A 25,597-nucleotide genomic window follows, 5' to 3' on the forward strand; every position below is an offset into this window, starting at 1 on the left:
GTCAGTGCTGGTCCTCGGGCTCTGCGGGGTGGCGGACCACGCAGTCCGGCCCGGGGGCCATCAGGGCCTCGTGCCCGTCCTGGAAGCGGACCCGGTACGGGGGGGTTCCGTTCTCGCCGAGCACCTGGGTGATCTCGCCCACCTTGTCGTGCTGTCCGACGATCCTGCCGTGCTGCACCAGCTGGTCGCCCTCGGTCGCGCGCATAACTGACCTCCTCGGTGGCGGTCCGATCCGGTGCTAGCAGTTTAGGTCGTTCCGCGGCTATTTGACCCGTTGGGTCACGGCGATGCAGACCAGTACCGCGCAGGCGGCCACCGGGGCGGCGGGGGACAGCTGCTCGCCGAGCAGGGCCACGGACCAGAACAGGGTCAGCAGCGGCTGGGCGAGCTGCAGCTGGCTGGCCCGGGGCGCGCCGATTTCGGCCATGCCGCGGTACCAGACGTACAGGCCGAGGAAGGTGGAGCCGGCCGCCGCCCAGACCAGCCCGGCCAGCCCGTGCCCGGTGAGGTGGACCGGCTCGTACGCGAGCCCCAGCGCGGAGCCCGTCAGGCTGAGCGGCAGGCACAGCACCAGCGCCCAGCCGACCACCTGCCAGCCCGGCAGCGTCCGGGCGAGCCGGCCGCCCTCGGTGTACCCGGCGGCGCACACCAGCAGGGCGCCGAACAGGTAGGCGTCCCCGGCCGACAGCGAACCGCCGCTCTGGGCGACGGTGAAGGCGAGGACCACGCCGGCCCCGGCCAGCGCCGCCGCCCAGAACCGGCGCGAGGGCCGGGCGCCGGTGCGCAGCGCGGAGAGGGCGGCCGTGGTCAGCGGCAGCAGCCCGACCACGACGGCGGCGTGCGAGGTGGTGGAGGTGGTCAGCGCGAGGGTGGTCAGGAGGGGGAATCCTACGACCACCCCGGCGGCGACCACGGCCAGCCCCGCCCAGTGCTCCCGGGCGGGCAGCGGGACCCGCCGGGCCAGCAGGAACGCGCCGGCGATGGCGGCGGCCAGGACACTGCGCAGGGCGACCAGGGACCACGGGCCGAAGCTCTCCAGCCCCCACGCCGTGGCCGGGAACGTCAGGGAGAAGGCGACCACGCCGAGCGAGGCGAGGACGGTACCGGTGGCGGAGCCGCGGGCGGACCCCGTCACCGCTATCGTGCTCGGCAGAGTAGCGCTATTCTGTGCTGTCATGTATGAGCGTAGCAGTGTGGTGGAGCTGGCCGAATCCCTGAGGTCCGAACTGAACCGCTACTCGGTCGGTGGAAAGCTGCCGTCGAGCCGGGCCCTGGTCGAGCGCTACCGGGTCAGCCCCGTCACGGTCTCCCGGGCCCTGGCACAGCTCGCCGCCGAAGGCCTCGTCGTCACCCGGCCCGGCGCCGGGGTCTTCCGCGCCCCGCCGCGCACGTCGGCCGCCGCCCCCGGAGACACCTCCTGGCAGGAGGTCGCCCTCAGCGCCGAGGGCGCCGGGGAGATCGTCCCGCGCTCCGTGGACGCCACCGGCGTACTGGGCTCACTGGCCACCCCGCCGTCCGGGGTGATCGAGCTCAACGGGGGCTACCTGCACCCCTCCCTGCAGCCCGAGCGGGCCATGGCGGCCGCGCTGGCCCGGGCCGGGCGGCGGCCCGGGGCGTGGGGGCGGCCGCCCGTCGAGGGACTGCCCGAGCTGCGCGACTGGTTCGCCCGCGAGATCGGCGGCGCCGTGGTCGCCGCCGACGTGCTGGTGACCGCGGGCGGACAGAGCGCGCTGGCCACCGCCCTGAGGGCGCTCGCCCCGCCCGGAGCGCCGATCCTCGTGGAGTCGCCCACCTACCCCGGACTGCTCGCCATCGCGCGCGCCTCCGGCTGCCGGCCCGTGCCGGTCCCGGTGGACGCCGAGGGCGTCCGGCCGGAACTGCTCGCCGCCGCCTTCGAAGCCACCGGGGCACGGGTCTTCGTATGCCAGCCGCTCTTCCAGAACCCGACCGGGGCCGTACTGGCCCCCGCGCGGCGGGCCGAGGTGCTGCGGATCGCACGGGCCGCCGGCGCCTTCGTCGTCGAGGACGACTACGCCCGGGCCCTCGCCCACGAGGACTGCGGGCCGCTGCCCGCCACCCTGGCCGCCGAGGACGCCGACGGAGTCGTCGTCCACGTCCGGTCCCTGACCAAGCCGACCTCGCCCAGCCTGCGGGTGGGCGCCCTCGCCGCGCGGGGCCCCGTCGTGGACCGGCTGCGCGCCATCCAGGTCGTGGACAGCTTCTTCGTGTCCCGGCCGCTCCAGGAGGCCGCCCTGGAACTGGTCGGCGCGCCCGCCTGGCCCCGCCACCTGCGGACCGTCTCCGCCGAGCTGCGCCACCGCCGGGACGTCCTCGCCGGGGCGCTGCGCCGGGAGCTGCCCGGGCTGGAGCTGCCCCATGTGCCGTCCGGCGGATACCAGTTGTGGGTGCGGCCGAGCGGCGGGGGAGACGACGCCGGATTCGCGGCGGCCGCCCTGCGCGCCGGGGTCGCGGTCGCACCCGGCCGCCCCTACTTCTGCGCGGAGCCGCCCGGCCCGCACGTCCGGCTCAGCTTCGCGGGGGTGTCGGGGCCCGGGGAGCTGGTGGAGGCGGTCCAGCGGCTGCGGGCCGGACTCGGTACCGACGCTTGACCCAGTGCGGCGCGAGGCCCACCATCACCGCATGCATGTTCGGGTCTCGCTCGTCGCCGCAGCCCGCAGTTGTCCGCTGCTGACCGAGCGCTTCGACGACGACCGCCCGCTCGACGGCGCCGGGTGGTACGCGGTGGAGTCCGCCGCCCCCGGGCTGGTCCCGCTGGGCGCGGCCGGACTGCGCTACTGCTCGCCCACCCCGCGCAGCAGGGCCACCGGCGAGGCGCTCGGGTACGCGCCCCTCGCCCAGCCCGCGCTGCGCGAGTGCGACATGGGCCGCTGGCGGGGGCTGACCCTGGCCGAGGTGACCGCCCGCGAGCCGGGGGCGGTGGACCTGTGGCTCACCGACCCGCGCGCCGCCCCGCACGGCGGCGAGTCACTGCTCGCCTTCATCTCCCGGATCGGCGGCTGGCTCGACACGCGGCCCGCCGACGACGGCGGCGCGATCGTCGCGGTCGCGGAGCCCTCGGTGGTGCGGGCGGCCCTGGTCTACGCCCTGCAGGCACCGCCGCTGACCTACTGGAACGTGGACGTGCGACCGCTGTCCACGATGACCCTGACGGGCCGGCCGGGGCGCTGGCACCTGTCCCTGCAAGCACCGGTGTAAAGCGGTTGAGGCGCTTCCGGCGCGGTCCTAGCCTGCGGGGATGACCGGGATACTGATCACCACACTGGCGGAGCGGCCCGAACTCGCGGGCCGGCTCTGGGACATGAAGGACTCGTGGCCGGAGTTCGCCAGCCACGACGCGCTGGCCTGGCTGCTGTACCCGCGGATGGTGGCCGAGCTGCCGGAGTACGTCCTGGTCGCCACCGACGGCGACGCGGTGGTCGCCCGGGGGTTCAGCGTGCCCTTCGCCCAGCACGCGCCGGGCCGGGACGGGGTCCTGCCCGCGCAGGGCTGGGACCGGGTCCTGATGTGGGCCTTCTCCGACCTGCGGCGCGCGGTCGTACCGGACACGGTGAGCGCGATCGAGATCAGCGTCGCCACGGACCGGCAGGGCGAGGGCCTGTCCGGCCGGATGCTCGCCGCCCTGCGGGACAACGCCCGCGCCCGCGGCTTCACCGAGGCCGTGGCCCCGGTGCGGCCGAGCGGGAAACCGGCCGAGCCGGACACCCCGATCGAGGAGTACGCGTACCGCACCCGCGAGGACGGCCTCCCGTACGACCCCTGGCTGCGCGTCCACGTCCGCGCGGGCGGTGTCGTCGACTCGGTGGCGCCCCTCTCGATGACCATCACCGGCTCCCTTCCCCAGTGGCGCGAGTGGACCGGCCTTCCCTTCGACGCCCCGGGCCCGGTCCACGTCCCGGGCGCCCTGGCCCCGGTCCACTGCTCCCCGGAAGGGGGCTACGCGGTCTACGTCGAACCGAACGTCTGGGTCCGCCACCCGCTGGGGCCGCCCGTGCCGCGCTGACCTCCGGCCGCAGGTGGGAGCGGCGGTCAGCCGGAGGCGCTCCAGCCCGGAACGGTCGGGAGGATCGTTTCCGCGACGCGAAGCAGGACGGCGTCGTCCGGGATCGCGCCGTCCGCGCGCCACAGCGAGACCTCGAAGAAGCCGCCGCTGTCCTGCGCGTCCCGGGCCACGGTCAGGACCCGTGCGGGCACGCCGGGGCCGCTGCCGGAGTCGCTCCCGTCGAGGCGGAACCGGATCCGGATGGTGCGGTCGGAGTAGAAGGCCGCCGGGCGCCCCAGAACGGTGCGCGGGGATGCGGTCTCCCCGAGGAGGGAGGCCGCCCCGGCCACCCGGAGGCTGCCGGAGGTGGCCGCCAGCGTCACGGTGTAGGTCTCGAACTCGACCCTGCCGGACGGTGTGGCGTCCTCGCTGCTGCCGCCGCCGCTGCCGCCGGCCGACTTCGCCCGCTCCCCGGGCGTCCCCAGCAGGTCGGCGAGGTCGGGTCGGTTCAGCGCCTCGCACAACCGCGTCCCGGAGAGCCCCGCGGACTCCCCTTCGGGCTCGGCCCCCGCGCAGCCGGCCGCCTTCGCTTCCCCGCCACCGCCACCGCCACTGCCGCCGCGCGACACCGCCTCTCCCCAGACCCACAGGCCCATGCCGAGCGCGGGCACCAATACCAGAGCCGCGAGGGCCTGCCCCCACGCGGCCGCTCCCCTGTTGGGCGCGTCGCTGTCGTCCGCCATGTCCCCCGCCTGCTGTGGTTCCCCCGATAGATGCCCGGGGATGTTATCCGTGATCATCAGCCGAGAGGGAGCAATAAAACCCGCTCCAGGAACTCCTCAAGGCGGGATTCCCCCCGCGTCCAGGCGCGGGCCTTGCCAGGCAAGGCCTCGGGCGGGCACACCAGAAGGACCGACGGGTGCCAGCGGTCGGCGGCCGGCGGGAAGAATCCTCCGTCGCCGGTCGGCATGAGACCCAGACTCATGGCGGCAGCATAAGCACGTCACACGCGCACAAGACCGCCGAGCGGAAAGACCTTTGCATAAACGTGCGGCGATACGTATAGTCATGCCATCGACAAGGAGGGTCCGATGGCGGTACGTGTAGCGGTGGCCGGAGCGAGCGGGTACGCGGGCGGTGAAGTCCTGCGCCTGCTGCTCTCGCACCCCGAGGTCGAGATCGGTGCGCTGACCGGCCACTCCAACGCCGGAGAGCTCCTCGGCAACCTGCAGCCGCACCTCGGGCCGCTCGCGGGGCGGACCCTGGAGGCGACCACCCCGGAGGTCCTGGCCGGGCACGACGTCGTGTTCCTCGCGCTGCCGCACGGCCAGTCCGCCGCCGTCGCCGCCCAGCTCGGCGACGAGGTCCTCGTCGTCGACATGGGCGCCGACCACCGGCTCAAGGACCCGGCCGACTGGGACCGGTTCTACGGAGCCCCGCACGCCGGCACCTGGCCGTACGGTCTCCCCGAGCTGCCCGGCGGGCGCGCCGCGCTCGAAGGGGCCAAGCGCATCGCCGTCCCCGGCTGCTTCCCCACCGCCGTCTCCCTCGCGCTGTTCCCGGCCTACCAGGCGCAGCTCGCCGAGCCGGAGGCCGTGATCGTCGCCGCCACCGGCACCTCCGGTGCGGGCAAGGCGCTCAAGACGCACCTGCTCGGCGCCGAGGTGATGGGCAGCGTCACCCCGTACGGCGTGGGCGGCGGCCACCGGCACACGCCCGAAATGGTGCAGAACCTGAGCCCCCTCGCGGGCGCCAAGGTCTCCGTCTCCTTCACGCCGACCCTCGTCCCCATGGCGCGCGGCATCCTCGCCACCTGCTCCGCCAAGGCCCTGCCCGGCACCACCGGAGAGTCGCTGCGCGCCGCCTACGAGAAGGCGTACGCCGACGAGCCCTTCGTCCGGCTGCTGCCCGAGGGCCGGTGGCCGTCCACCAAGTCCGTGCACGGTTCCAACGCCGTCCACGTGCAGGTCGCCCACGACGAGTCCGCCGGGCGGATCATTGCCGTCAGCGCCATCGACAACCTGACCAAGGGCACCGCCGGCGGCGCGGTGCAGAGCATGAACATCGCTCTCGGCCTCCCCGAGGGCCTGGGTCTTTCCACGATCGGAGTCGCACCGTGAGCGTCACGGCAGCACAGGGATTCACGGCGGCGGGCATCGCCGCCGGGATCAAGGCGAACGGCAACCCGGACCTGGCCCTCGTGGTCAACAACGGGCCGCGCCTGGCAGCGGCGGGCGTCTTCACCTCCAACCGCGTCAAGGCCGCCCCGGTGCGCTGGTCCGAGCAGGTCCTGCGCGGCGCCGTGGTCAGCGCGGTCGTCCTGAACTCCGGCGGCGCCAACGCCTGCACCGGCCCCCAGGGCTTCCAGGACACCCACGCCACCGCCGAGAAGGTGGCCGCCGTCCTCGGCGAGGAGTTCAACGCCGGCGAGATCGCGGTCGCGTCCACCGGCCTGATCGGCGTCCTGCTCCCCATGGACAAGCTGCTGCCGGGCATCGAGACCGCGGCCGCGGCCCTGTCCGAGGACGGCGGCGAGGACGCGGCCGTCGCCATCAAGACCACCGACACCGTGCACAAGACGGCCACGGTGACCCGGGACGGCTGGACCGTCGGCGGCATGGCCAAGGGCGCGGGCATGCTCGCCCCCGGCCTGGCCACCATGCTCGTCGTCCTCACCACCGACGCCGACCTGGACAGCGCCACCCTCGACACGGCACTGCGCGCCGCCACCCGCACCACCTTCGACCGGGTCGACTCCGACGGCTGCATGTCCACCAACGACACGGTGCTGCTGCTGGCCTCCGGAGCCTCCGGCACGGTGCCCGCGTACGAGGAGTTCGCCGAGGCCGTACGGACCGTCTGCGACGACCTGGCCCGCCAGCTGATCGGCGACGCCGAAGGCGCCAGCAAGGACATCCGCATCGAGGTCATCGGCGCGGCCGACGAGGCGGACGCGGTCGAGGTCGGCCGGTCCATCGCCCGGAACAACCTGCTCAAGTGCGCGATCCACGGCGAGGACCCGAACTGGGGCCGGGTGCTCTCCGCCATCGGCACCACCCGGGCCGCCTTCGACCCGGACCGGCTGAACGTGGCCATCAACGGGGTCTGGGTCTGCAAGAACGGCTCGGTCGGCGAGGACCGCGACCTGGTGAGCATGAAGGACCGCGAGGTCCGCATCACCGCCGACCTGGCCACGGGCGGCGAGTCGGCGGTCATCTGGGCCAACGACCTGACCGCCGAGTACGTCCACGAGAACAGCGCGTACAGCTCGTGAGCACCGCGAGGAAGCACACCGCGCTGCCCAAGGCCCAGATCCTCATCGAGGCCCTGCCCTGGCTGACCCGCCACAACGGCAAGGTCGTCGTCATCAAGTTCGGCGGCAACGCCATGATCGACGAGGACCTGAAGGCCGCCTTCGCCCAGGACGTGGTCTTCCTGCGCCAGGCCGGCCTCAAGCCCGTCGTGGTGCACGGCGGCGGCCCGCAGATCAACGCCCAGCTCGACAAGCAGGGCCTGGTCAGCGAGTTCAAGGCGGGCCTGCGCGTCACCACCCCCGAGGCCATGGACGTCGTACGGATGGTCCTGGCCGGCCAGGTCCAGCGCGAGCTGGTCGGGCTGCTCAACCAGCACGGGCCGCTCGCCGTCGGCATGACCGGCGAGGACGCCCGGACCATCACCGCCACCAAGCACACCCCCGAGATCGAGGGCGAGCCCGTCGACATCGGGCGGGTCGGCGAGATCACCGCCATCGACACCGGCGCGATCGAGGCGCTGCTCGGCGACGGCAGGATCCCGGTGATCTCCTCCATCGCGCGCAGCGCCGACGACGACCACGTGTACAACGTGAACGCGGACACGGCCGCGGCCGCGCTCGCGGCGGCGCTCGGCGCCGAGACCCTGATGGTCCTCACCGACGTCGAGGGCCTCTACGCGGACTGGCCCCACAGCGACGAGGTCATCAGCCGGCTCACCGTCAGCCAGCTGGAGAAGCTGCTGCCCGAGCTGTCCAGCGGCATGGTGCCCAAGATGGAGGGCTGCCTGCACGCCGTCCGCAACGGCGTCACCACCGCCCGCGTGATCGACGGACGGGTCCAGCACTCGATCCTGCTGGAGATCTTCACCGACGAGGGAATCGGCACGATGGTCGTGCCCGACGGACAGGGAGGGGAGCCCCGGTGACCACCGGCAACGAGGAGTACCGCGCCCGCTGGCAGGGAAGCCTGACCAACAACTACGGCACCCCCGCGCTGGCTCTCGTACGCGGTGAGGGCGCCCAGGTCTGGGACGCGGACGGCAAGCAGTACACGGACTTCGTCGGCGGCATCGCGGTCAACGCGCTCGGCCACGCCCACCCCGCGGTCGCCGAGGCCGTCGGCAACCAGATCCGGACGCTGGGCCACGTCTCCAACCTCTACGCCTCCGAGCCGGTCATCGCACTCGGCGAGCGGCTGCTCCAGCTCTTCGGCCGCCCCGGCAAGGTGTTCTTCTGCAACTCCGGCGCCGAGGCCATCGAAGCCGCCTTCAAGATCGGCCGGCTGACGGGCCGCACCCACATGGTCGCCACCACGGGCGGCTTCCACGGCCGGACCATGGGAGCCCTCGCGCTCACCGGCCAGCCCAAGAAGCAGGCCCCGTTCCTGCCCCTGCCCGGTGACGTCACGCACGTTCCCTACGGCGACGCCGAGGCCCTGCGGGCCGCTGTCACCGAGCAGACCGCATGCGTCGTCATCGAACCCATCCAGGGCGAGAACGGCGTCGTCGTCCCGCCCGCCGGGTACCTGACGGCCGCCCGCGAGATCACCCGTGCCACCGGCACCCTGCTCGTCCTCGACGAGGTGCAGACCGGCATCGGCCGCTGCGGCCAGTGGTTCGAGCACCAGGCGCACGAGGGCGTCGAGCCGGACCTCGTCGCCCTCGCGAAGGGGCTGGGCGGCGGGCTGCCCATCGGCGCCGTGGCCGCCTTCGGAGCCGCCGCCGACCTGCTCCAGCCGGGCCAGCACGGCACCACCTTCGGCGGGAACCCGGTCGCCTGCGCCGCCGGACTCGCCGTCATCGACACCATCGCCGCCGACGGCCTGCTCGCGCAGGTCAAGGCACGCGGCGAGCGGCTGCGCTCTGGAATCGAGGGTTCCGCGCATCCGCTGGTCTCCCACGTCCGTGGGGCCGGCCTCCTGCTGGGTATCGTGCTGACCGAGCCCCTCGCACCTCAGGTGCAGCAGGCGGCTCAGGATGCCGGTTACCTGGTCAACGCGCCCGCCCCCGACGTCGTACGGCTCATGCCGCCGTACGTACTCTCCGAGGCCGAGGCGGACGCGTTCGTCCGGGACCTGCCCGGCATCCTCGACGCGGCCCACGGGGACGGATCCGGAGAATGAGACGACGATGAGTCAGGCGCAGGACAACGAGCAAGGCGGCCAGGCCGTCCCGCAGACCCGCACCGCCCGCCACCGCCGGATCGTGGACATCCTCAACCGGCAGCCGGTCCGCTCGCAGAGCCAGCTGGCCAAGCTGCTCGCCGACGACGGGCTGAGCGTCACCCAGGCGACGCTCTCCCGCGACCTCGACGAGCTGGGCGCGGTGAAGATCCGCAACACCGGCGGCGAGCTGATCTACGCCGTGCCGAGCGAGGGCGGTTTCCGCACCCCGCAGGCCCCGCTCGGCGAGTCGGCGAAGGAGGAGCGCATGCGGCGCCTCTCCGGGGAGCTGCTGATCTCGGCGGAGGCCTCCGCCAACCTCGTCGTCCTGCGCACCCCGCCGGGTGCGGCCCAGTTCCTGGCCTCCGCGATCGACCAGGCCGAACTGCGGGAGATCCTCGGCACGATCGCGGGCGACGACACCCTGATGCTGATCAGCCGCGACCCGGCGGGCGGCCAGGCCCTGGCCGACCACCTGCTGCGCCTGGCCCAGAAGGAGGGCTAGGCCGCCACGGCCTAGTAGCGCGTCACGTCCAGGGCCCCCGACTCGGTGCCGATCGCGATGTGGGGGCGGCGGCCCGGATCCGCCCAGCGGAGGAGCTCCCGCATCGCCTTCCCGGGTACGGACAGGCAACCGGCCGTCGCGCCCTTGCCGTTGACGTGCAGGAAGATGCCGGCGCCCCGGCCGCGCACGCGCTCGGCGTAGTTGAAGCCGACGACCAGCGCATGGGCGTACTGCTTCCTGTACGTCACCAGGCGCTCCGCCTCGCCCGGCGCGCAGTCCGCCGGCAGCGGCTCCACCCAGCGGTTGTAGGCGGCCGACGTGTTGTCCTGGCACCACCAGGAGTCGCCGGTGACGGGGCGGTACTCGTACTCCGTACCGGCCGGCGCCGGCCGGATCCCGAAGGCGAACGGGAGGCTGAACAGGCCGGCCGGGGTGGTGTTCGTGCCCTGGGTGCGCGTCGTGCCCTCGGCGAGACCCTTCGTCCCGAACCGGACCTTCGCGCTCCCGGCCTCGTACCACCGCCCCGCCCGCCGGTCCCACCAGGTCAGCAGACCGGTCGTGGAGCCGGGAGCGGGGGCGACGGCGGTGATCAGCTGACTCCCGCCGCCGGTGTCGGCGAGCCGGGCGGGCAGCGGGGCGTGGCTCTGGAATCCCTGCGGGAGCAGAGCGGTGACGATCAGTGAGCCCGTGACGAGGGCGGTACGCAGCACATATCAGACGGTACGGGGCGGAAGGGGCAAAGGCAGCGCAGGCAGGCCGTCGAGGCTCTGCCCGACGTGGTCCTTCTTCTCGCAGTACGCGGCGAACTCCTCGTCCGTCTTGCGCCCGAAGTACTCCGCATGGAGGGTGCGCTCGCTCTCGTACTCCATGAAGGGGACGGCGTACCCGCAGGTGTCGGAGATCCGCCGGGCGCGGACGAGGATGACGGCCCGCGCGGAGGGCCCGTCGGCATCGCCGAACCGGCCGATCAGCTCACCCCAGCGGGGGTCGTCGCGGAAGACCGCCTCGCCCTCGCCGTGCACGCGCACGATGTTGGGCGGCCCGCTGAAGGCGCACCACATCAGGGTGATGCGGCCGTTCTCGCGGACGTGGGCGATGGTCTCGGCGCCGCTGCCGCCGAAGTCGAGGTAGGCGAGCGTCTGCTCGTCGAGGACGACGAGGGTGCCGGCGCGGCCCTTGGGGGACAGGTTGACGTGGCCGTCACCGGCGAGCGGTGCGGTGGCCGTGAAGAAGACCGGCTGTTCCTCGATGAACGTACGCAGTCGGCCGTCTATGCGTGCGTAGAGCTTTCCCATGGTGATCAGTATCCGTCCGTCGTCGATGTCCTGCGGGGGAGGCCGAGCTGTGCGCGCATCCGCGCCATCACGTAGTCGCTGAACAGCCCGGTGCAGCGGTCCAGCAGGGCGCCGACCTCGGGGTCCCGTACGGGCAGGGCGGGCGGCCCGTACGGGGACCACATGCTCTGGATGTGCTGCGCGGCGATCCGCCGCAGGCCCGGGTCACCATCCGTCAGCAGCTCGACCGAGGCGCGCAGTCCGGCCACACCGCCCCGCGACCGCAGCAGGCGGTACGCGGCCCGGCGGATGTGCGGCGGCCGCTCGGGGTCGACGCGGGCCAGCAGCCGGTCGGCGGGCAGCTGCCCGGCCGTGGCGCGCAGGCTCAGGGAGACCTCGCGGGTCACCGCGGGTGAGGGGTCGTCCAGCAGCGGGACCAGCAGCTCGAGGTCGGTGGTGTCCAGCAGCCGCAGCCCGCCCACGGCGGAGGCCCGCACCGCCCCGGCGGGGTGCTCCAGCAGCGCGCGCAGCAGCGGTGCGTCCTCGCGGCGGGCGCACTCGGCGAAGCCGGTGACGGTGTACGGGGTGAGGCGGGCCGGGTCCTCGACCAGCTCGCGGTAGCGGGCGTACGCGTCGCCGCCGTCCTGCCGGACCAGCCAGCGGGCGCAGGCCCGGACGAGCCCGGAGCGGTCGGCGAGGTGGTCTGCGGCCTCCGCCGCCCGCCCGGCGCTCCGCAGGGCGGTGACACCGCCGGCCCGGACCATGGGGACGTGTCCGCGCAGCAGGGTGTCGATCGCCGCGTCGTCCGGCCCGTCGGCCGCCATGGCGGCGAGGGCGGCGTCCGCCCACAGGCGGCTCGCGGCCGGGTCCCGCTCGGCGGCCGCCAGCCGGGCCAGGTCCCGTACGCCGTACCGCCCGGCCTCCAGGCTCAGCCGGACGGCGAACCGCCGGGACTTCAGGTCGGCGCTGTGGAGCAGCTCGGCGAGCACCTCCTCGGTGCCGCGCAACGCGGCCTCGAACCGCTCCAGCGCCCAGGCGCCGTGTTCGCGCCGGCCCAGCCGCAGGACCAGCGGGGTGAGCGCGCGCAGCGTCCCCGGGGGGTCGTCGGCCAGGGCCTGGTCCAGTACGGCTCGCGCGCGCTCCCGTACCGCCGGGACCCAGTCGGCGCAGCGGATCGCGACGAGGGGCAGCGGAGGGTGCGGAGCGTTCAGTGCGCCCGCCCGGATCCAGCCGTCGGGGTGGCACAGCCGCAGCGCGAGGTGGTTGCCGCGGTGCCAGGGGTGGTGCAGCGCCCGTACGGCCCGGTCGAAAGCGGTCCACGCGCCCGGCCCGGCGCCGGGTGGCAGTGCGTCCCCGGTGGACTCCTCCGCATGCTCCAGCCGCTCGGCGGCCTGTCGCCCCGTCCGTGCTTCCTGCTGTCTTTCGGCGCCCATGTGCCCTCCCCGTGGTACCTCGGCCCGATGCTAGACGGGCGTCTCGGCCCTTCGCCCCTGATATTCGGGCTGGTCGGAGCCTCGCAGAGGGCGAGGATTGACGAAACATACGGAGTAATGCATAGTTATGCCTGTCGTGGAATGCACCGTAGTGAACGCACCGTAAGGAGAAGCCCGTGGCCGAGCGCGTCGTACTCGCCTACTCGGGCGGCCTGGACACCTCCGTCGCCATCGGCTGGATCGCCGAGGAGACGGGTGCCGAGGTCATCGCCGTCGCCGTGGACGTCGGCCAGGGCGGCGAGGACCTGGACGTCATCCGCAAGCGCGCGCTCGCCTGCGGTGCGGTGGAAGCCGAGATCGCCGACGCCAAGGACGAGTTCGCCGACGAGTACTGCCTCCCGGCGATCAAGGCGAACGCCCTCTACATGGACCGCTACCCGCTGGTCTCCGCCCTCTCGCGGCCGGTCATCGTCAAGCACCTCGTCGCCGCCGCCACCAAGCACGGCGCTTCGACCGTCGCCCACGGCTGCACCGGCAAGGGCAACGACCAGGTCCGCTTCGAGGCCGGCATCGCCGCCCTCGGCCCCGATCTGAGGTGCATCGCCCCGGTCCGCGACTACGCGATGACCCGGGACAAGGCGATCGCCTTCGCCGAGCGGGCCGGCCTCCCCATCGCCACCACCAAGAAGTCCCCGTACTCCATCGACCAGAACGTCTTCGGGCGCGCCGTCGAGACGGGCTTCCTGGAGGACATCTGGAACGCGCCGACCGAGGACGTCTACGAGTACACCGCGAACCCGGCGATCCCGCGCGAGCCCGACGAGGTCGTCATCTCCTTCGAGGCCGGCGTCCCCGTCGCCGTCGACGGCACGTCCGTCTCCGTCCTGCAGGCCATCCAGCAGCTCAACGAGCGCGCCGGGGCCCAGGGCGTCGGCCGGATCGACATGGTCGAGGACCGGCTCGTGGGCATCAAGTCCCGGGAGGTGTACGAGGCTCCCGGCGCGATCGCGCTGATCACCGCCCACCAGGAGCTGGAGAACGTCACCGTCGAGCGCGAACTGGCCCGCTACAAGCGGCAGGTCGAGCAGCGCTGGGGCGAGCTGGTCTACGACGGCCTGTGGTTCTCCCCGCTGAAGCGGGCGCTGGACGGCTTCATCGAGGAGGCCGGCCGGCACGTCACCGGCGACATCCGGATGACCCTGCACGGCGGCCGCGCCGTCGTCACCGGCCGCTCGTCGCAGGAGTCGCTGTACGACTTCAACCTGGCGACCTACGACTCGGGCGACACCTTCGACCAGTCGAAGGCCCAGGGCTTCATCGAGATCTTCGGCCTCTCCTCGAAGATCGCCGCGCGCCGCGACCTCGCCTGAGGCGCACGCGCAGCCGAACGAACCGCCTCCCGACACCTCCGCGCGCCGGGGTCCTCCCGGGCCCGCCGGGGCCGAAAGTGAGGGGGCGGTTGCACATCCCACACCATGCAGTCTTGAGGAGCAGTAGCTGTGAGCAGCAACAACGGTGACGTCCGGCTCTGGGGCGGCCGCTTCGCCGACGGGCCCGCCGAGGCCCTCGCGAAGCTGTCCGCGTCGGTCCACTTCGACTGGCGCCTCGCGCCGTACGACATCGCGGGCTCCCGTGCCCACGCGCGCGTGCTCCACAAGGCAGGTCTGCTCACGGTCGACGAGCTCGAGCGCATGATCGACGGACTGGACCGGCTCGAGGCCGACGTGGCCGCGGGCACCTTCGTCGGCACCATCGCCGACGAGGACGTGCACACCGCGCTGGAGCGCGGCCTGCTGGAGCGGCTCGGCGCCGACCTCGGCGGCAAACTGCGGGCTGGCCGGTCCCGCAACGACCAGGTGGCCACGCTGTTCCGGATGTACCTGCGCGACCACGCCCGGATCATCGGCGGGCTCATCGCCGACCTCCAGGACGCGCTGGTCGGCCTCGCCGAGACGCACGCGGACGTGGCGATGCCCGGCCGCACCCACCTCCAGCACGCCCAGCCGGTGCTCTTCGCCCACCACGTACTGGCCCACGTGCAGGCCCTGTCCCGGGACGCGGAGCGGCTGCGCCAGTGGGACAACCGGACCGCGGTCTCCCCGTACGGCTCGGGCGCCCTCGCCGGCTCCTCCCTCGGCCTGGACCCGGAGGCCGTCGCCGCCGACCTGGGCTTCGAGCGGGGCTCGGTCGGCAACTCCATCGACGGCACGGCCTCGCGCGACTTCGTCGCCGAGTTCGCCTTCGTCACCGCCATGATCGGGATCAACCTGTCCCGGATCGCGGAGGAGATCATCATCTGGAACACGAAGGAGTTCTCCTTCGTGACCCTGCACGACGCCTTCTCCACCGGGTCGTCGATCATGCCGCAGAAGAAGAACCCGGACATCGCGGAGCTGGCGCGCGGCAAGTCGGGCCGCCTCATCGGCAACCTCACGGGTCTCCTCGCGACCCTCAAGGCGCTGCCCCTGGCCTACAACCGGGACCTCCAGGAAGACAAGGAGCCGGTCTTCGACTCCTGCGACACCCTCGAGGTCCTGCTGCCGGCCTTCACCGGCATGATGGCCACCCTCACGGTCAACCGGGAGCGGATGGAGGAACTGGCTCCGGCCGGCTTCTCGCTCGCCACGGACATCGCGGAGTGGCTGGTCAAGCAGGGCGTGCCGTTCCGCGTCGCGCACGAGGTGGCCGGCGAGTGCGTCAAGGAGTGCGAGGGGCTCGGCATCGAGCTGGACGAGCTCACGGACGAGCAGTTCGCGAAGATCTCGGAGCACCTGACCCCCGAGGTCCGCACCGTCCTCAACGTGCCCGGCGCCCTGGCCTCCCGCAACGGCCGCGGCGGCACCGCCCCTTCGGCGGTCGCCGTCCAGCTGACCGAGCTGAAGGCGGACCTGGTCATCCAGCACGCCTGGGCGGCGCACAAGCAGTAGACGGCACCGCCCCGAGGGGGCGGCCGGGGCGGACGGGCCCCGGCCGCCCCCTCCGGCATGCGCCGCGCCTCCCCGTCCCCACGGGAACCGAACGGTCCGCAAGGAGCGTGGTGGACGGTGTTCCGATCATGGAGAACGAGGAGACGGGGAGACGATGGTGCACACCTCAGGAACCGGTCCGTCCCGGCGTGCGGTACTGGCACTCGGTACGGGGACCGTCCTGTTCAGCGGCCTGGCCACGGCGGCCGGAGGCCCGGCCCACGCCGCGGAGCCGGCGGCCGCGGTGACCCGGCGGCTGCGGGAGCTGGAACGGGAGCACTCCGCCAGGCTGGGGGTGTTCGCCCGCCACACGGGCACGGGCCGGACGGTGGTGTACCGCGCGGACGAGCGGTTCCCGATGTGTTCGGTCTTCAAGGGGCTCGCCGCCGCGGCCGTCCTGCGGGACCTCGACGAGGACGGCGCGTTCCTCGCGCAGCGGATCCGGTACACGCGGGAGTACGTCACGGCGTCCGGGTACGGCCCGGAGACCGGCAAGCCCGAGAACGTGGCCCACGGCATGACGGTCGGGGCCCTGTGCTCCGCCTCCGTCAGCCTGAGCGACAACGCCGCCGCCAACCTGCTCCTCGAGGAACTGGGCGGCCCCACGGCGATCACCCGCTTCAGCCGCTCCCTCGGGGACCGGATCACCCGGCTGGACCGCTGGGAACCCGCCCTGAACTCGGCGGAACCCGGCCGCCTGACCGACACCACCAGCCCCAGGGCCATCGGGAGGACGTACGCGCGCCTGCTCCTCGGCGACGCGCTGGCACCGGGGGACCGGGAGATGCTGACCGGCTGGCTGATCGCCAACACGACGAACACCGAGCGGTTCAAGGCCGGCCTCCCCGCGGACTGGATCCTGGCGGACAAGACCGGCGGCGGGCACGAGTACGGGGTGGCCAACGACGTGGGGGTGGTGTGGCCGCCGGACGGCGCCCCGATCGTGATGGCGGTCCTGACGACCAAGCCGGGCTCGCCGACCGGCCCCCGGGACAACGTGCTCGTCGCCGAGACCGCCCGGCTGCTGGCCTCGGCCCTCACCTGATCCCCCGCCCTGCCGACCCCGGCCCGCCTGGTGACCCGGCTCGCCCTACGCCGCCCAGTCGCGCAGCGCGTCGAAGTCGGGCCGGGTCAGCCCGATCCGCTCGTCGACGCGCAGGAGCAGCGCCCGCGCCGGGTGGCGCTGGTCGACGTACTCGTGGTCCATGGCCGTGATGTCGTCGTCGATCCACGCGAAGGGCCGGGCGCCCGCGTAGTCGAGGATGTACTGGGTCTTCCAGAAGGTGCCCCGCGGCGCCCGGCCGTGCATCGCCGGCCAGTCGATGTAGGGGAGCCGGGGCAGGCCCAGGTGCGGCCCTATCCAGTCGTTCGCCTCGTCCTTCCACGTCGTGGCCCACACGAGCTCGTACGAGTCCGCGAGCGCGAGCAGGTCCGCGCCGTGGGCGTGGTTGAGCCAGACGCGCAGGGGTTTCGCGCTCTCGGCGACCGTCCAGCCCGTCGGGCGCATCCGGTGGGTGCGGTAGCCCTCGGGGCGGCGCTGTGCCTTCGCCGCGTAGGGGTTCAGCGGTCCGTCGACGTCGATCAGCAGCAGTGGCTTCATGGTGCGCAGGATTCCTTTCCGGCTGCTCGACGGCAGCTCGTTTTTCGCTCGAGGGGGACTTGACGTCCGCTCCGGTCGCCTCCGGCGGACCGGAAACCGGATTGCTCCGGCCTGCGTGCGGGGGTTTGATGTCCCTTTTGCACGCTGCTCGTCCAGGAGAAGGGGAGCTCGACTCGATGACCACGTCTGCGGTGATCCGCCCGTTGGCACCGAGCGAAGTGACGTTCGCGAGGGCCGGCGTGTACATGGGGTATGCGGTGCGGGTGTCCGGCAGCTTGGACGTGGCGGCGCTCGCCGCGGCCTACCAAGCGGTGGTGCGGGCCCATCCGGTGCTCGGCGCGCGGCTGGAGCCGGCGGACGGCGGGGGCTTCGATCTGGTCGCCGCGTCGGCGGGCGCACCGGGAATCACGGTGGTGGACGGTGATGCGGATCAGCCGGTCCACCGACCGGAGTTCGATCAGCGTACCGTCCTCAGCCACGTGTCCGTGGTGCGCGACGGCGACACCGCCGACGTGACGCTGTTCACCCACCACAGCATCGCGGACGCCTATCACTCCCTGGCCGTGCTCGCCGAGTTGTGGTCGTGCTACACGGATGTGGTGACGGGGCGTTCGCCCGAGCGCGAGGTACGTCCGTATCCGGTCCCCGTCGAGGAACTGCTCGCCCAGCGCGGCATCGAGAAGATGGCCTGGCCACTGCCGGCGGGGCCGGCGGACGCCCCCGAACCGAACGCCCCCGAACCGAACGCCACCGCCGAACCGGCCGCCGCCGAAGCACCCGTCGGCGGCGGCCGGCACGTCCCCCCGCTGGTCGCGCGCTGCCACCTGTCGGTCGACGAGACCGCCGCGCTCGTCGAGCTCGGGCACCGGGAGGGCGTCACCGTCAACGGTCTGGTCTCGGCCGCGATCCTCTTGAGCGACGCCGAGATCCGCGGACTTCCGCTGACCGAGATGATCTACGTCTACCCGGTGGACCTGCGCACGCGGCTCACGCCGGCGGTCGGCACCACCGACGGCACCAACCTGCTCGGGGCCGCGAGATACCTGCCCGCGGCCGAGACGACCGGCCTGGTCGAGCTGGGCCGCAGCATCTGCGCATCGCTGGCGGCGGCCATCGCCGAGGGCGTCGTGCAGCAGACGCCGTTGCACGTCCCCAAGAAGAGCACGGCAGGCGTGACGCCGCCCCCGGGCATGCTGCTCGTCACCAACTGGGGCCGGGTCCCGGCGCCGCGGATGCCGAAAGGACTGCGGACCACCGACTTCCGCTCGGTCCTCACCTCGGCGCCGGGCCCGCACCACCCCAGCGGCGGCGCCTGCGTGATCAGTACCTTCGGAGGCCGCCTCAGCGTCGAGATCCACCACACCGCAGCGGTTGCCGCGCAGCAGCGGCGCCGCGCCGACAGCATCACGGCCAGGCTGCGCGCCGCCCTCGCCCAGCTCGACGGCACTCAATGAGACATCGTCGTCTCATTCGGGGTATGCTTGTCTCATGGCCATGGATCGTGACCAGGTGCTCCGCGCTGCGGCGGCCCTGCTCTCCCGCAAATCGACCGCCACGATGGACGAGGTCGCCCGCGCCGCAGGCATCGGCCGCGCGACCCTCCACCGGCATTTCGCCGGGCGCGACGCCCTCGTACGCGCCCTCGAGGACCTCGGCATCCGCGAGTTCGAGGTGGCCTTCGACAACGCCCGCCTCGGCGAGGGCACGGCGGTCGACGCCCTGAAGCGGCTCGTCGCCGAGACCGAACCCAACGCGCAGCTGCTGGCCTTCCTCGTGACCGAGAACCAGCTGTTCGAGGGCGACCAGGTCAACGAGGGATGGGCCCGCCTCGACGCCCGCGTCGGCGCGCTCTTCCGGCGGGGCCAGGCCGAGGGCGACATCCGGATCGACCTGAGCCCCGCCTGGCTCACCGAGGCCCTCTACGGCCTCATTGGCACCTGCGCCTGGGCCGTCATGGACGGCCGGGTCGCCGCCAAGGACTTTCAGTACATGATCATCGAGCTGTTGCTCGGTGGCGCACGACGGAGTGTGGAGCAATGACCCGAACCGAGCAGCTGAGCCGGACGAAGGAGACGGGGGCGAAGGGCTCCGGGCGCTGGCTCGCGCTCTCCGTGCTCGTCCTGGCCGTCCTGCTGGTCGCGGTGGACGCGACCGTACTCGGTCTGGCCACGCCCTCGCTCAGCGAGGACCTCAAGCCGTCCGGCACCCAGCTGCTGTGGATCGGCGACATCTACTCCTTCGTCATCGCCGGACTGCTCGTCTCCATGGGCTCCCTCGGCGACCGCATCGGCCGCAAGAAGCTCCTGCTCGTCGGCGCCACCGCCTTCGGCGCCGTCTCGGTGCTGAACGCCTACGCGACGAGCCCCGAGATGATGATCGTCGCCCGGGCCCTGCTCGGCGTGGCCGGCGCGACCCTGATGCCGTCCACCCTCGCGCTGATCCGCAACATCTTCCACGACCCCAGGGAACGCAGCCTCGCCATCGGCATCTGGGGCGCCACCGCCTCGGCCGGCGCGGCCGTCGGCCCGGTCGTCGGCGGAGCCCTGCTCCAGCACTTCTACTGGGGATCGGTCTTCCTCATCAACCTCCCCGTGATGATCGTCCTGGTCGTCGTCGGCATCAAGCTGCTGCCCGAGTCCAAGAACCCGGTCGCGGGCCCCTGGGACCTGTTCAGCGTCGGCCTCTCCCTCGTCGGGGTCATCGGCGTCGTATACGCCGTCAAGGAAGTCGCCACCCACGGCATGACCTGGGGCGTCTGGGCCGCCGCCGTCATAGGCGCGGCCTGCCTGTACGCCTTCGTCCGCCGCCAGTTCAGCCTGCCGTCCCCGCTGCTCGACATGCGCCTCTTCCAGCACCGCGGCTTCTCCGGTGCGGTCCTCGCCGACCTGCTCACCGTCTTCGGGCTCTCCGGACTGGTCTTCTTCCTCTCCCAGTTCCTCCAGCTCGTCCAGGGCCGCGACCCGCTGGAGGCGGGCCTGGCCGAACTGCCCGCCGCCATCGGCGCGGTGGCCACCGGTCTGCTCGCGGGCCGCTACGCCCGCCGGTACTCGGTGCGCTCCGTCGTCGCCGGCGGACTCGCCGCCATCGGCCTGGCCCTCGCCGTGCTGACCGTGATCCACAAGGAGACCGGCTACCCGCTGATCGGCGCGGCCCTGCTGGTCGTCGGGCTCGGCGCCGGATTCTCCTTCACCGTCACCGCCGACGTGATCCTCTCCAGCGTGCCCAAGGAGCAGGCCGGTTCGGCCTCGGCCGTCTCCGAGACGGCGTACGAACTCGGCGCCGCCCTCGGCATCGCCCTGCTCGGTTCCATCGTCACCGGCGTCTACCAGGGCTTCACCACCCCCGCCGCCGTCGCCGGACCCGTCGCCGACGCCGCGCACGAATCCCTCGGCGGCGCCGTCGAAGCGGCCGGGACACTGGACCCGCACACCGCCGGGCAGCTGGTGGGAGCCGCTCAGGAGGCCTTCGTGGACGGGCTGCGGCTCGCCTCCGGCGTGGGCGCGGCCGTCCTCCTGGCCACCGCCGCGGCCGCCTGGTTCCTGCTGAAGGGCCAGCGGCTCCAGGACGGCATCGAGCACTGACGTCCCGCCAGGGAAGGCTCCTCGGAGCGGAGTTGACATTCCGTCGAAGCGCGGGACACCATCCCGGCGATGGAGATCAACGACCTGACCCCGGCGGAGCGCCGCGTATGGGAGGCCTTCCCGCGCGGGGAAGGCGTCGACTTCCGGGAAAGCCCCGACGAGGAAGCGGCCGACGGAGCCTCGTGGGGGCCGGAGCGCACGGTGCGCGCCGAGGTGCTCATGGCCCTGCTGCTGAGCGGACCCAGCGAGCCCGGCCAAGTCCCCGGCCTCAAGATCAAGGGCGCCAAGGTCACCGGGAAACTGGACCTCAAATACGCCTCGATCGACGTCCCGATGCGGATGCGCGGTTGCTGGTTCGAACGCAAACCAGGGCTCTACGGGGCACGGTTGCGCGCACTGGTCCTCACCGAGTCGTCCCTGCCGGGCCTGACCGCCTCCACCGTCCGCGTCGAGGTCGTGTTGCGGCTGTCCTGCTGCCGGATCAGCGGCCCGGTGCGCCTCGCGGGCGCCCGGATAGACGGCGGCCTCTTCCTCCAGGGCGCCGTGATCGGCCCGGTCGAGGGCGAACTGGCCGGCGAAGCGCCGCTCCAGCTCAACCATGCCGCCATCGGAACCGACATCATCGCCTTCAACCTGACCGTACACGGCCAGATGCGGATCAACGGCGCGGTCGTCGGCGGCCAGATCAACCTCGACGACGCCACCCTCCACGCGCCCGGCGGCACCGCCCTGCACGCGGAGACCGTGACCGTCGGCACCGACATGCGGGCGATGCGCGCACAGCTGCTCGGCCGGGTCAACCTCACCGGATCCCGCATACCGGGGCAGCTCAACCTCGCCTACGCCCGGCTCGTCAATCCCGGCGGCGTGGCCCTGCGGGCCAGCAGCTGCACCGTCGGCGAGTTCTGGCTGAGGAACTGCGACACCATCCAGGGCGGGGTCAACCTGCGCCGCTCCCAGTTCGACCTGCTGCACGTGGAGCCCGAGACCTGGCCGGGTACGGTGCGCATGGCCGGGCTCAGCTACCGGGCGATCAGCCCGCACCTGTCGGCCGAACAGCGGCTGCCCGCGTTGGAGCGCGAGGAGTCGGGCTACCTGCCGTACTCCTACGAGCAGCTCGCCGCGGCCTACCGCACGGCGGGCGACGAGGCCGCCGCCCGGACCGTCCAGCTCGCCAAACTGCGAAGGCACCGCCGCACCCTGCCGCGGCCCGCCCGGCTGTGGGGGAAGCTCCAGGACGTCACCGTCGGTTACGGCTTCCGGCCGCTGCGGGCGGTCGGCTGGCTGCTCGCGCTGCTGCTGACCGGGGCGACCGCATACGGCACGCATCCGCCGCGGGCCCTGAAGGCGGGTGAAGCCCCCGACTTCAACGCGGTCTTCTACACGCTCGACCTGATGGTGCCGATCATCAGCTTCGGCCAGGAGTCCGCCTACGCGCCGAGCGGCTGGTACCAGTGGCTGTCCTACCTGCTGATCGTGACCGGCTGGATCCTCGCCACCACCACGGCGGCGGGCATCAGCCGCTCACTCCAGCGGCAGTAGGTCAGGCCGCCTTCGCCTTCGTCGCGTACATGTCCACGTACTCCTGGCCCGAGAGCCGCATGACCTCGGCCATCACCGAGTCGGTGACCGCGCGCAGCACGTACCGGTCGCGGTCCATGCCCTCGTAGCGGGAGAACTCCATCGGCTCGCCGAAGCGCACGGTGACGCGGCCCGGGCGCGGCATCCCGGCGCCGCCGGGCTGCAGCTTGTCGGTGCCGATCATCGCGAACGGGACCACCGGGGCGCCCGTCATCAGGGTCAGCCGGGCGATGCCGGTGCGGCCGCGGTAGAGCCGGCCGTCGGGGGAGCGGGTGCCCTCCGGGTAGATGCCGAAGATCTTGCCCTCTTCGAGGATCCGGCGGCCGGTCATCAGGGCGGCGACCCCGCCGTTCGCCCCGTCACGGTCGACGGGGATCATGCCGGAGCCGGTGAAGAACCAGGCCATCGCCCGGCCCTTGATCCCCTTGCCCGTCACGTACTCGTCCTTGCCGATGAAGTGCACCGTGCGGTCGCACACCAGCGGGAGGATCATGGAGTCGATGAACGTGAGGTGGTTGCCCGCCAAAATCACCGGTCCGGTGCCCGGGATGTTCTCGATGCCCTCCACACGGGTGCGGAACATCAGGCGCATGACCGGTCCGACAGTGGCTTTGATGAGGCGCGTACGGAACAACGTGGGCCCTCCGGCATCGAAAAGCGGTTCTCGCACCCACCACGCGGCGGTAGTGCAGGTGAGGACGATACTCGTGGGTCAGGACTGATCGCACATCGGGTTCACACGACGGATACGCAGTGTTGACGCGCGTTTCCGCCGTGTTCCGACGTGACACCCTTCCCGGAAACCCCTTCCAGCCTACGATCGGCACGCCGATTCGGGCGTATTCGCGAGGGGAAGTGGCACGCATGACACAGGGTGGGGCAGCACGGCGGACGGTCCTCGGCGCGGCGGTCCTGGCGGCGGGCACCGGCATCACCGGCCTCGCGGCGGGATCCGCCTCCGCCTCCGACACCGGCGGCGGGCACGGCGGGGGAGGGTTCCGGGACCTCCCGTACCCGACGGTGATCGGCCACCGCGGAGCCAGCGGCTACCGGCCCGAGCACACCCTCGGCTCCTACCAGCTCGCCCTCGACCTGGGCGCCGACGTCATCGAGCAGGACCTCGTCCCGACCAAGGACGGGCACCTGGTGTGCCGCCACGAGAACGAGATCGGCGGCACCACGGACGTCGCCGACCATCCCGGGTTCGCGGGACGCCGTACCACCAAGTCCGTCGACGGGGTCCCGGTCACCGGCTGGTTCACCGAGGACTTCACCCTCGCCGAGCTGAAGACCCTGCGCGCGAAGGAACGCATCCCCGCCGTCCGGCAGCGCAACACCCTCTACGACGGCCAGTGGGCGGTGCCCACCTTCGAGGAGGTCCTGCGCTGGGCCAACCGGGAAGGCCGGCGGCGCGACCGGCAGATCTGGCTGCACGTGGAGACCAAGCACCCCAGCTACTTCCGGGCGCTCGGCCTCGGCCTGGAGGAGCCCCTCGCCAAGCTGCTGCGCCGCTACGGACGCGACCGGCACGACTCGGCCGTCTTCCTCCAGTCCTTCGAGCCCTCCAGCATCCAGCGGCTCTCCCGCCTGGTCTCGGCGCCCCGCGTCGTACTGCTCTCCGCGGCGGGCACCCGCCCCTGGGACTTCGAACAGGCCAACGACCCGCGCACCGTCGCCGACCTGGTCAAGCCCGAGGGCCTGAAGTGGATCGCCGGCTTCGCCCAGGGCATCGGCCCGACCATGGACCTGATCCTCCCGCGCGACGCGGCCGGCAAGCTCGGCGCCCCGACCACCCTGGTCAAGGACGCCCACGCCCAGGGGCTGCTGCTGCACCCCTACACCGCCCGGAACGAGAACAGCTTCCTGCCGGCCGACTTCCGCAAGGGCACGGACCCGGCCGCGTACGGAGACGCCTTCGCCGCCTTCCGGACGTACTTCGAGCAGGGCATCGACGGCATCTTCACGGACAACCCGGACACCGGGCTCCTCGCGGCGGAGGCGTTCCACCCGGGCCGACGCCCCGTCAACCGCTGAGCGGAGCTTCCCGTACGAGTGGGACGCGCCCGGCGGGGAAACCGCCGGGCACGCACCGCACGTCCCGCCCGGCATGGACCTGCTGAAGGCTGACCTCTTCGAGAAGCTCGGCCCGTTGCTCTCCGCCGAGGCGGCCGCGGAAGCCCCGGGCACCGGAGTCGAGGCGGCCGACCTGGAACAAGCCGTCTGGGTCAGGCTGCTGGAGAGCGGCCCCCGCGACCCCGACCCCACCGGCCGCGCCCGCTGGCTGCGCCGGGCGGTGCGCGCCGAGGCCCGGCTCGCCCGGCGCCGGGCGCGCCGCGAGATCCCCTACGACCACCGGCACCACCCCGTGGACGGCCGCCGCCGCCACCGAGCGGCCGGCGCGGCCCCCGCGGACGCCGCCGGCGTACCGGAGGACGCCCTCCTGAACGGTGAGGACAACCGGGCACTCCGGTCGGCGGTCGCCCGATTGCCCGGCCGCTGCCCGGAGCTGATGAAGGCACTTCTTTCGCCCAGAGACCTCACTTACCGTGAAATCGCAGGAGAGTTGGGTATCTCACAAGGAAGTTTGGGGCCCGTCCGTTCCCGTTGCCTGGGATGTCTGCGCAGAATGCTGGCTGCAGAGGTTGCGGCTCCTGGCCTGCGGGGAAAGGAGCGGTAGACCAACGGGCTACCAGGTGAGCGGGAGGCATGCGCACATGGGCATGAGCGTGACCATTTCGGCGGCGGCTGCCGAGGACGCTGAGCAGATCTTCAAACTGCAGTACCTGGCCTTCCAGCGCGAGGCCGAGCTGTACGGCAACTACCTCATCCAGCCGCTCACCCAGTCCCTGGACTCCCTCAAGGCAGAGCTGGCGGCGGACACCGTCCTGGTGGCCCGGCTCGGCGACGAGGTCGTGGGCACCGTGCGCGGCAGCGTCGACGAGGACGGCACCGGAAAGATCGCCAAGCTGTGCGTCCACCCGCGGCTGCAGGGTCACGGTCTCGGCGCACGTCTGCTGCGCGCGGTCGAGGAGGCCCTGGCCGGCCACGGCGCCACCACGCGCTTCCGCCTGCACACCGGGCACAAGAGCGAGTCCAACCTGCGCCTCTACCGCAAGGCGGGCTACACGCAGGTCGGCGGCCGGACGGCCTCGGACGGCGTGCAGCTGGTGATCCTGGAGAAGGAAGCCAAGGACGCCACCGACTTCGCGGTCAGCGCCTGACGCCGGCTGGCGACGCCGGGCG

The 25,597-nt window shown here is 72.7% G+C and carries 26 protein-coding genes; 18 read left to right on the forward strand and 8 right to left on the reverse strand.

What is annotated here, in order from left to right; all coding sequences use genetic code 11:
• Window position 1: 1 nt before the first annotated feature.
• Window positions 2–205 carry a DUF1918 domain-containing protein gene (locus tag ACZ6I1_RS18575; protein WP_469288406.1) on the reverse strand — a complete coding sequence of 68 codons (204 nt, stop codon included), beginning with the start codon at window positions 203–205 and terminating at the stop codon, window positions 2–4.
• A 57-nt stretch (window positions 206–262) separates the two neighbouring features.
• The gene (locus ACZ6I1_RS18580; RefSeq protein WP_469288408.1) at window positions 263–1,177 is read right to left on the reverse strand and encodes a DMT family transporter; all 915 of its coding nucleotides are present in this window, start codon (window positions 1,175–1,177) and stop codon (window positions 263–265) included.
• Here ACZ6I1_RS18580 and ACZ6I1_RS18585 point away from each other — a divergent pair.
• From ACZ6I1_RS18585 to ACZ6I1_RS18595, 3 genes are read left to right on the forward strand one after another with little or no spacing between them, the layout of a single operon-like run.
• Entirely contained in the window at window positions 1,176–2,609 is a 1,434-nt protein-coding gene (locus ACZ6I1_RS18585; protein ID WP_469288410.1) for an aminotransferase-like domain-containing protein, read from the forward strand. The two genes, ACZ6I1_RS18580 and ACZ6I1_RS18585, sit on opposite strands and share 2 nt — an antisense overlap.
• Before the next feature lie 31 nt (window positions 2,610–2,640).
• The gene (locus ACZ6I1_RS18590; RefSeq protein ID WP_469288412.1) at window positions 2,641–3,216 is read left to right on the forward strand and encodes a histidine phosphatase family protein; all 576 of its coding nucleotides are present in this window, start codon (window positions 2,641–2,643) and stop codon (window positions 3,214–3,216) included.
• Between the two features lie 40 nt (window positions 3,217–3,256).
• A complete protein-coding gene (locus ACZ6I1_RS18595; protein ID WP_469288414.1) occupies window positions 3,257–4,021 on the forward strand; it encodes an N-acetyltransferase in 765 nt (254 codons plus the stop codon).
• 26 nt (window positions 4,022–4,047) lie between these two features.
• On the opposite strand, the gene ACZ6I1_RS18600 is transcribed toward ACZ6I1_RS18595, so the two are convergent.
• Window positions 4,048–4,743, reverse strand: coding sequence for a DUF6215 domain-containing protein (locus tag ACZ6I1_RS18600; RefSeq protein ID WP_469288415.1), 696 nt, complete (start codon window positions 4,741–4,743; stop codon window positions 4,048–4,050).
• A 348-nt stretch (window positions 4,744–5,091) separates the two neighbouring features.
• On the opposite strand from ACZ6I1_RS18600, the gene argC reads away from it, so the two are divergent.
• From argC to ACZ6I1_RS18625, 5 genes are read left to right on the forward strand one after another with little or no spacing between them, the layout of a single operon-like run.
• Window positions 5,092–6,120: an N-acetyl-gamma-glutamyl-phosphate reductase gene (gene argC / locus ACZ6I1_RS18605; RefSeq protein WP_469288417.1), complete on the forward strand. Its 1,029-nt coding sequence runs from the start codon at window positions 5,092–5,094 to the stop codon at window positions 6,118–6,120.
• A complete protein-coding gene (gene argJ / locus ACZ6I1_RS18610; protein WP_469288419.1) occupies window positions 6,117–7,274 on the forward strand; it encodes a bifunctional glutamate N-acetyltransferase/amino-acid acetyltransferase ArgJ in 1,158 nt (385 codons plus the stop codon). Before argC ends, argJ begins: the two co-directional genes overlap by 4 nt.
• Complete coding sequence (gene argB, locus ACZ6I1_RS18615) at window positions 7,271–8,179, forward strand: acetylglutamate kinase (RefSeq protein ID WP_469288421.1); 909 nt, start codon at window positions 7,271–7,273, stop codon at window positions 8,177–8,179. Before argJ ends, argB begins: the two co-directional genes overlap by 4 nt.
• Window positions 8,176–9,375 carry an acetylornithine transaminase gene (locus tag ACZ6I1_RS18620; RefSeq protein WP_469288422.1) on the forward strand — a complete coding sequence of 400 codons (1,200 nt, stop codon included), beginning with the start codon at window positions 8,176–8,178 and terminating at the stop codon, window positions 9,373–9,375. Before argB ends, ACZ6I1_RS18620 begins: the two co-directional genes overlap by 4 nt.
• 7 nt (window positions 9,376–9,382) lie before the next feature.
• On the forward strand, window positions 9,383–9,919 hold the full coding sequence (locus tag ACZ6I1_RS18625; protein WP_257557104.1) for an arginine repressor: 537 nt from the start codon (window positions 9,383–9,385) through the stop codon (window positions 9,917–9,919).
• 11 nt (window positions 9,920–9,930) lie between these two features.
• Here ACZ6I1_RS18625 and ACZ6I1_RS18630 read toward each other — a convergent pair whose 3' ends face one another.
• From ACZ6I1_RS18630 to ACZ6I1_RS18640, 3 genes are read right to left on the reverse strand one after another with little or no spacing between them, the layout of a single operon-like run.
• Window positions 9,931–10,626, reverse strand: coding sequence for a L,D-transpeptidase family protein (locus ACZ6I1_RS18630; RefSeq protein ID WP_469288619.1), 696 nt, complete (start codon window positions 10,624–10,626; stop codon window positions 9,931–9,933).
• A gap of 6 nt (window positions 10,627–10,632) precedes the next feature.
• On the reverse strand, window positions 10,633–11,214 hold the full coding sequence (locus ACZ6I1_RS18635) for a pyridoxamine 5'-phosphate oxidase family protein (protein ID WP_469288425.1): 582 nt from the start codon (window positions 11,212–11,214) through the stop codon (window positions 10,633–10,635).
• Between the two features lie 5 nt (window positions 11,215–11,219).
• On the reverse strand, window positions 11,220–12,626 hold the full coding sequence (locus ACZ6I1_RS18640; RefSeq protein WP_469288427.1) for a hypothetical protein: 1,407 nt from the start codon (window positions 12,624–12,626) through the stop codon (window positions 11,220–11,222).
• Between the two features lie 176 nt (window positions 12,627–12,802).
• Between ACZ6I1_RS18640 and ACZ6I1_RS18645 the strand changes: the two genes are divergently transcribed.
• The 3 genes from ACZ6I1_RS18645 to bla all read left to right on the forward strand — a co-directional run bounded on the left by ACZ6I1_RS18645 (window position 12,803) and on the right by bla (window position 16,637).
• Entirely contained in the window at window positions 12,803–13,996 is a 1,194-nt protein-coding gene (locus ACZ6I1_RS18645; RefSeq protein ID WP_469288428.1) for an argininosuccinate synthase, read from the forward strand.
• A gap of 129 nt (window positions 13,997–14,125) precedes the next feature.
• Window positions 14,126–15,553 carry an argininosuccinate lyase gene (gene argH, locus ACZ6I1_RS18650; RefSeq protein ID WP_469288430.1) on the forward strand — a complete coding sequence of 476 codons (1,428 nt, stop codon included), beginning with the start codon at window positions 14,126–14,128 and terminating at the stop codon, window positions 15,551–15,553.
• 154 nt (window positions 15,554–15,707) lie between these two features.
• Window positions 15,708–16,637 carry a class A beta-lactamase gene (bla, locus tag ACZ6I1_RS18655; RefSeq protein ID WP_469288432.1) on the forward strand — a complete coding sequence of 310 codons (930 nt, stop codon included), beginning with the start codon at window positions 15,708–15,710 and terminating at the stop codon, window positions 16,635–16,637.
• 45 nt (window positions 16,638–16,682) lie between these two features.
• Here bla and ACZ6I1_RS18660 read toward each other — a convergent pair whose 3' ends face one another.
• On the reverse strand, window positions 16,683–17,192 hold the full coding sequence (locus ACZ6I1_RS18660) for an HAD domain-containing protein (protein WP_469288434.1): 510 nt from the start codon (window positions 17,190–17,192) through the stop codon (window positions 16,683–16,685).
• Between the two features lie 176 nt (window positions 17,193–17,368).
• Between ACZ6I1_RS18660 and ACZ6I1_RS18665 the strand changes: the two genes are divergently transcribed.
• The 4 genes from ACZ6I1_RS18665 (at window position 17,369) to ACZ6I1_RS18680 (ending at window position 22,315) form a co-directional block, all read left to right on the forward strand.
• Entirely contained in the window at window positions 17,369–18,646 is a 1,278-nt protein-coding gene (locus ACZ6I1_RS18665; protein ID WP_469288435.1) for a phthiocerol/phthiodiolone dimycocerosyl transferase family protein, read from the forward strand.
• Between the two features lie 34 nt (window positions 18,647–18,680).
• Window positions 18,681–19,232, forward strand: coding sequence for a TetR/AcrR family transcriptional regulator (locus tag ACZ6I1_RS18670; protein ID WP_469288437.1), 552 nt, complete (start codon window positions 18,681–18,683; stop codon window positions 19,230–19,232).
• Window positions 19,229–20,773 (forward strand): MFS transporter, encoded by a 1,545-nt coding sequence (locus ACZ6I1_RS18675; protein WP_469288439.1) that lies wholly within the window; start codon window positions 19,229–19,231, stop codon window positions 20,771–20,773. Before ACZ6I1_RS18670 ends, ACZ6I1_RS18675 begins: the two co-directional genes overlap by 4 nt.
• Window positions 20,774–20,842: 69 nt before the next feature.
• Window positions 20,843–22,315 carry a membrane-associated oxidoreductase gene (locus ACZ6I1_RS18680; protein ID WP_469288441.1) on the forward strand — a complete coding sequence of 491 codons (1,473 nt, stop codon included), beginning with the start codon at window positions 20,843–20,845 and terminating at the stop codon, window positions 22,313–22,315.
• A gap of 1 nt (window position 22,316) precedes the next feature.
• Here the strand turns inward: ACZ6I1_RS18680 and ACZ6I1_RS18685 are convergent, their stop codons facing one another.
• Window positions 22,317–22,946: a lysophospholipid acyltransferase family protein gene (locus ACZ6I1_RS18685; protein WP_362297797.1), complete on the reverse strand. Its 630-nt coding sequence runs from the start codon at window positions 22,944–22,946 to the stop codon at window positions 22,317–22,319.
• A 272-nt stretch (window positions 22,947–23,218) separates the two neighbouring features.
• On the opposite strand from ACZ6I1_RS18685, the gene ACZ6I1_RS18690 reads away from it, so the two are divergent.
• From ACZ6I1_RS18690 to ACZ6I1_RS18700, 3 genes are all read left to right on the forward strand, one after another.
• Window positions 23,219–24,388 (forward strand): glycerophosphodiester phosphodiesterase, encoded by a 1,170-nt coding sequence (locus ACZ6I1_RS18690; protein WP_469288443.1) that lies wholly within the window; start codon window positions 23,219–23,221, stop codon window positions 24,386–24,388.
• Window positions 24,389–24,461: 73 nt separating this feature from the next.
• A complete protein-coding gene (locus ACZ6I1_RS18695; RefSeq protein ID WP_469288445.1) occupies window positions 24,462–25,031 on the forward strand; it encodes a sigma-70 family RNA polymerase sigma factor in 570 nt (189 codons plus the stop codon).
• Between the two features lie 37 nt (window positions 25,032–25,068).
• Entirely contained in the window at window positions 25,069–25,575 is a 507-nt protein-coding gene (locus ACZ6I1_RS18700; protein ID WP_469288447.1) for a GNAT family N-acetyltransferase, read from the forward strand.
• Window positions 25,576–25,597: the final 22 nt, after the last annotated feature.

Source organism: Streptomyces sp. NPDC046303 (genome assembly GCF_055588085.1).

Coding starts and splice junctions, on each gene's coding strand:
- ACZ6I1_RS18575 (WP_469288406.1), bottom strand. CDS start 205: ATGCGCGCGACCGAGGGCGACCAGCTGGTGCAGCACGGCAGGATCGTC.
- ACZ6I1_RS18585 (WP_469288410.1), top strand. CDS start 1,176: ATGTATGAGCGTAGCAGTGTGGTGGAGCTGGCCGAATCCCTGAGGTCC.
- ACZ6I1_RS18580 (WP_469288408.1), bottom strand. CDS start 1,177: ATGACAGCACAGAATAGCGCTACTCTGCCGAGCACGATAGCGGTGACG.
- ACZ6I1_RS18590 (WP_469288412.1), top strand. CDS start 2,641: ATGCATGTTCGGGTCTCGCTCGTCGCCGCAGCCCGCAGTTGTCCGCTG.
- ACZ6I1_RS18595 (WP_469288414.1), top strand. CDS start 3,257: ATGACCGGGATACTGATCACCACACTGGCGGAGCGGCCCGAACTCGCG.
- ACZ6I1_RS18600 (WP_469288415.1), bottom strand. CDS start 4,743: ATGGCGGACGACAGCGACGCGCCCAACAGGGGAGCGGCCGCGTGGGGG.
- argC (WP_469288417.1), top strand. CDS start 5,092: ATGGCGGTACGTGTAGCGGTGGCCGGAGCGAGCGGGTACGCGGGCGGT.
- ACZ6I1_RS18625 (WP_257557104.1), top strand. CDS start 9,383: ATGAGTCAGGCGCAGGACAACGAGCAAGGCGGCCAGGCCGTCCCGCAG.
- ACZ6I1_RS18635 (WP_469288425.1), bottom strand. CDS start 11,214: ATGGGAAAGCTCTACGCACGCATAGACGGCCGACTGCGTACGTTCATC.
- ACZ6I1_RS18640 (WP_469288427.1), bottom strand. CDS start 12,626: ATGGGCGCCGAAAGACAGCAGGAAGCACGGACGGGGCGACAGGCCGCC.
- bla (WP_469288432.1), top strand. CDS start 15,708: ATGGTGCACACCTCAGGAACCGGTCCGTCCCGGCGTGCGGTACTGGCA.
- ACZ6I1_RS18660 (WP_469288434.1), bottom strand. CDS start 17,192: ATGAAGCCACTGCTGCTGATCGACGTCGACGGACCGCTGAACCCCTAC.
- ACZ6I1_RS18665 (WP_469288435.1), top strand. CDS start 17,369: ATGACCACGTCTGCGGTGATCCGCCCGTTGGCACCGAGCGAAGTGACG.
- ACZ6I1_RS18670 (WP_469288437.1), top strand. CDS start 18,681: ATGGCCATGGATCGTGACCAGGTGCTCCGCGCTGCGGCGGCCCTGCTC.
- ACZ6I1_RS18675 (WP_469288439.1), top strand. CDS start 19,229: ATGACCCGAACCGAGCAGCTGAGCCGGACGAAGGAGACGGGGGCGAAG.
- ACZ6I1_RS18680 (WP_469288441.1), top strand. CDS start 20,843: ATGGAGATCAACGACCTGACCCCGGCGGAGCGCCGCGTATGGGAGGCC.
- ACZ6I1_RS18685 (WP_362297797.1), bottom strand. CDS start 22,946: ATGCGCCTGATGTTCCGCACCCGTGTGGAGGGCATCGAGAACATCCCG.
- ACZ6I1_RS18690 (WP_469288443.1), top strand. CDS start 23,219: ATGACACAGGGTGGGGCAGCACGGCGGACGGTCCTCGGCGCGGCGGTC.
- ACZ6I1_RS18695 (WP_469288445.1), top strand. CDS start 24,462: ATGGACCTGCTGAAGGCTGACCTCTTCGAGAAGCTCGGCCCGTTGCTC.
- ACZ6I1_RS18700 (WP_469288447.1), top strand. CDS start 25,069: ATGGGCATGAGCGTGACCATTTCGGCGGCGGCTGCCGAGGACGCTGAG.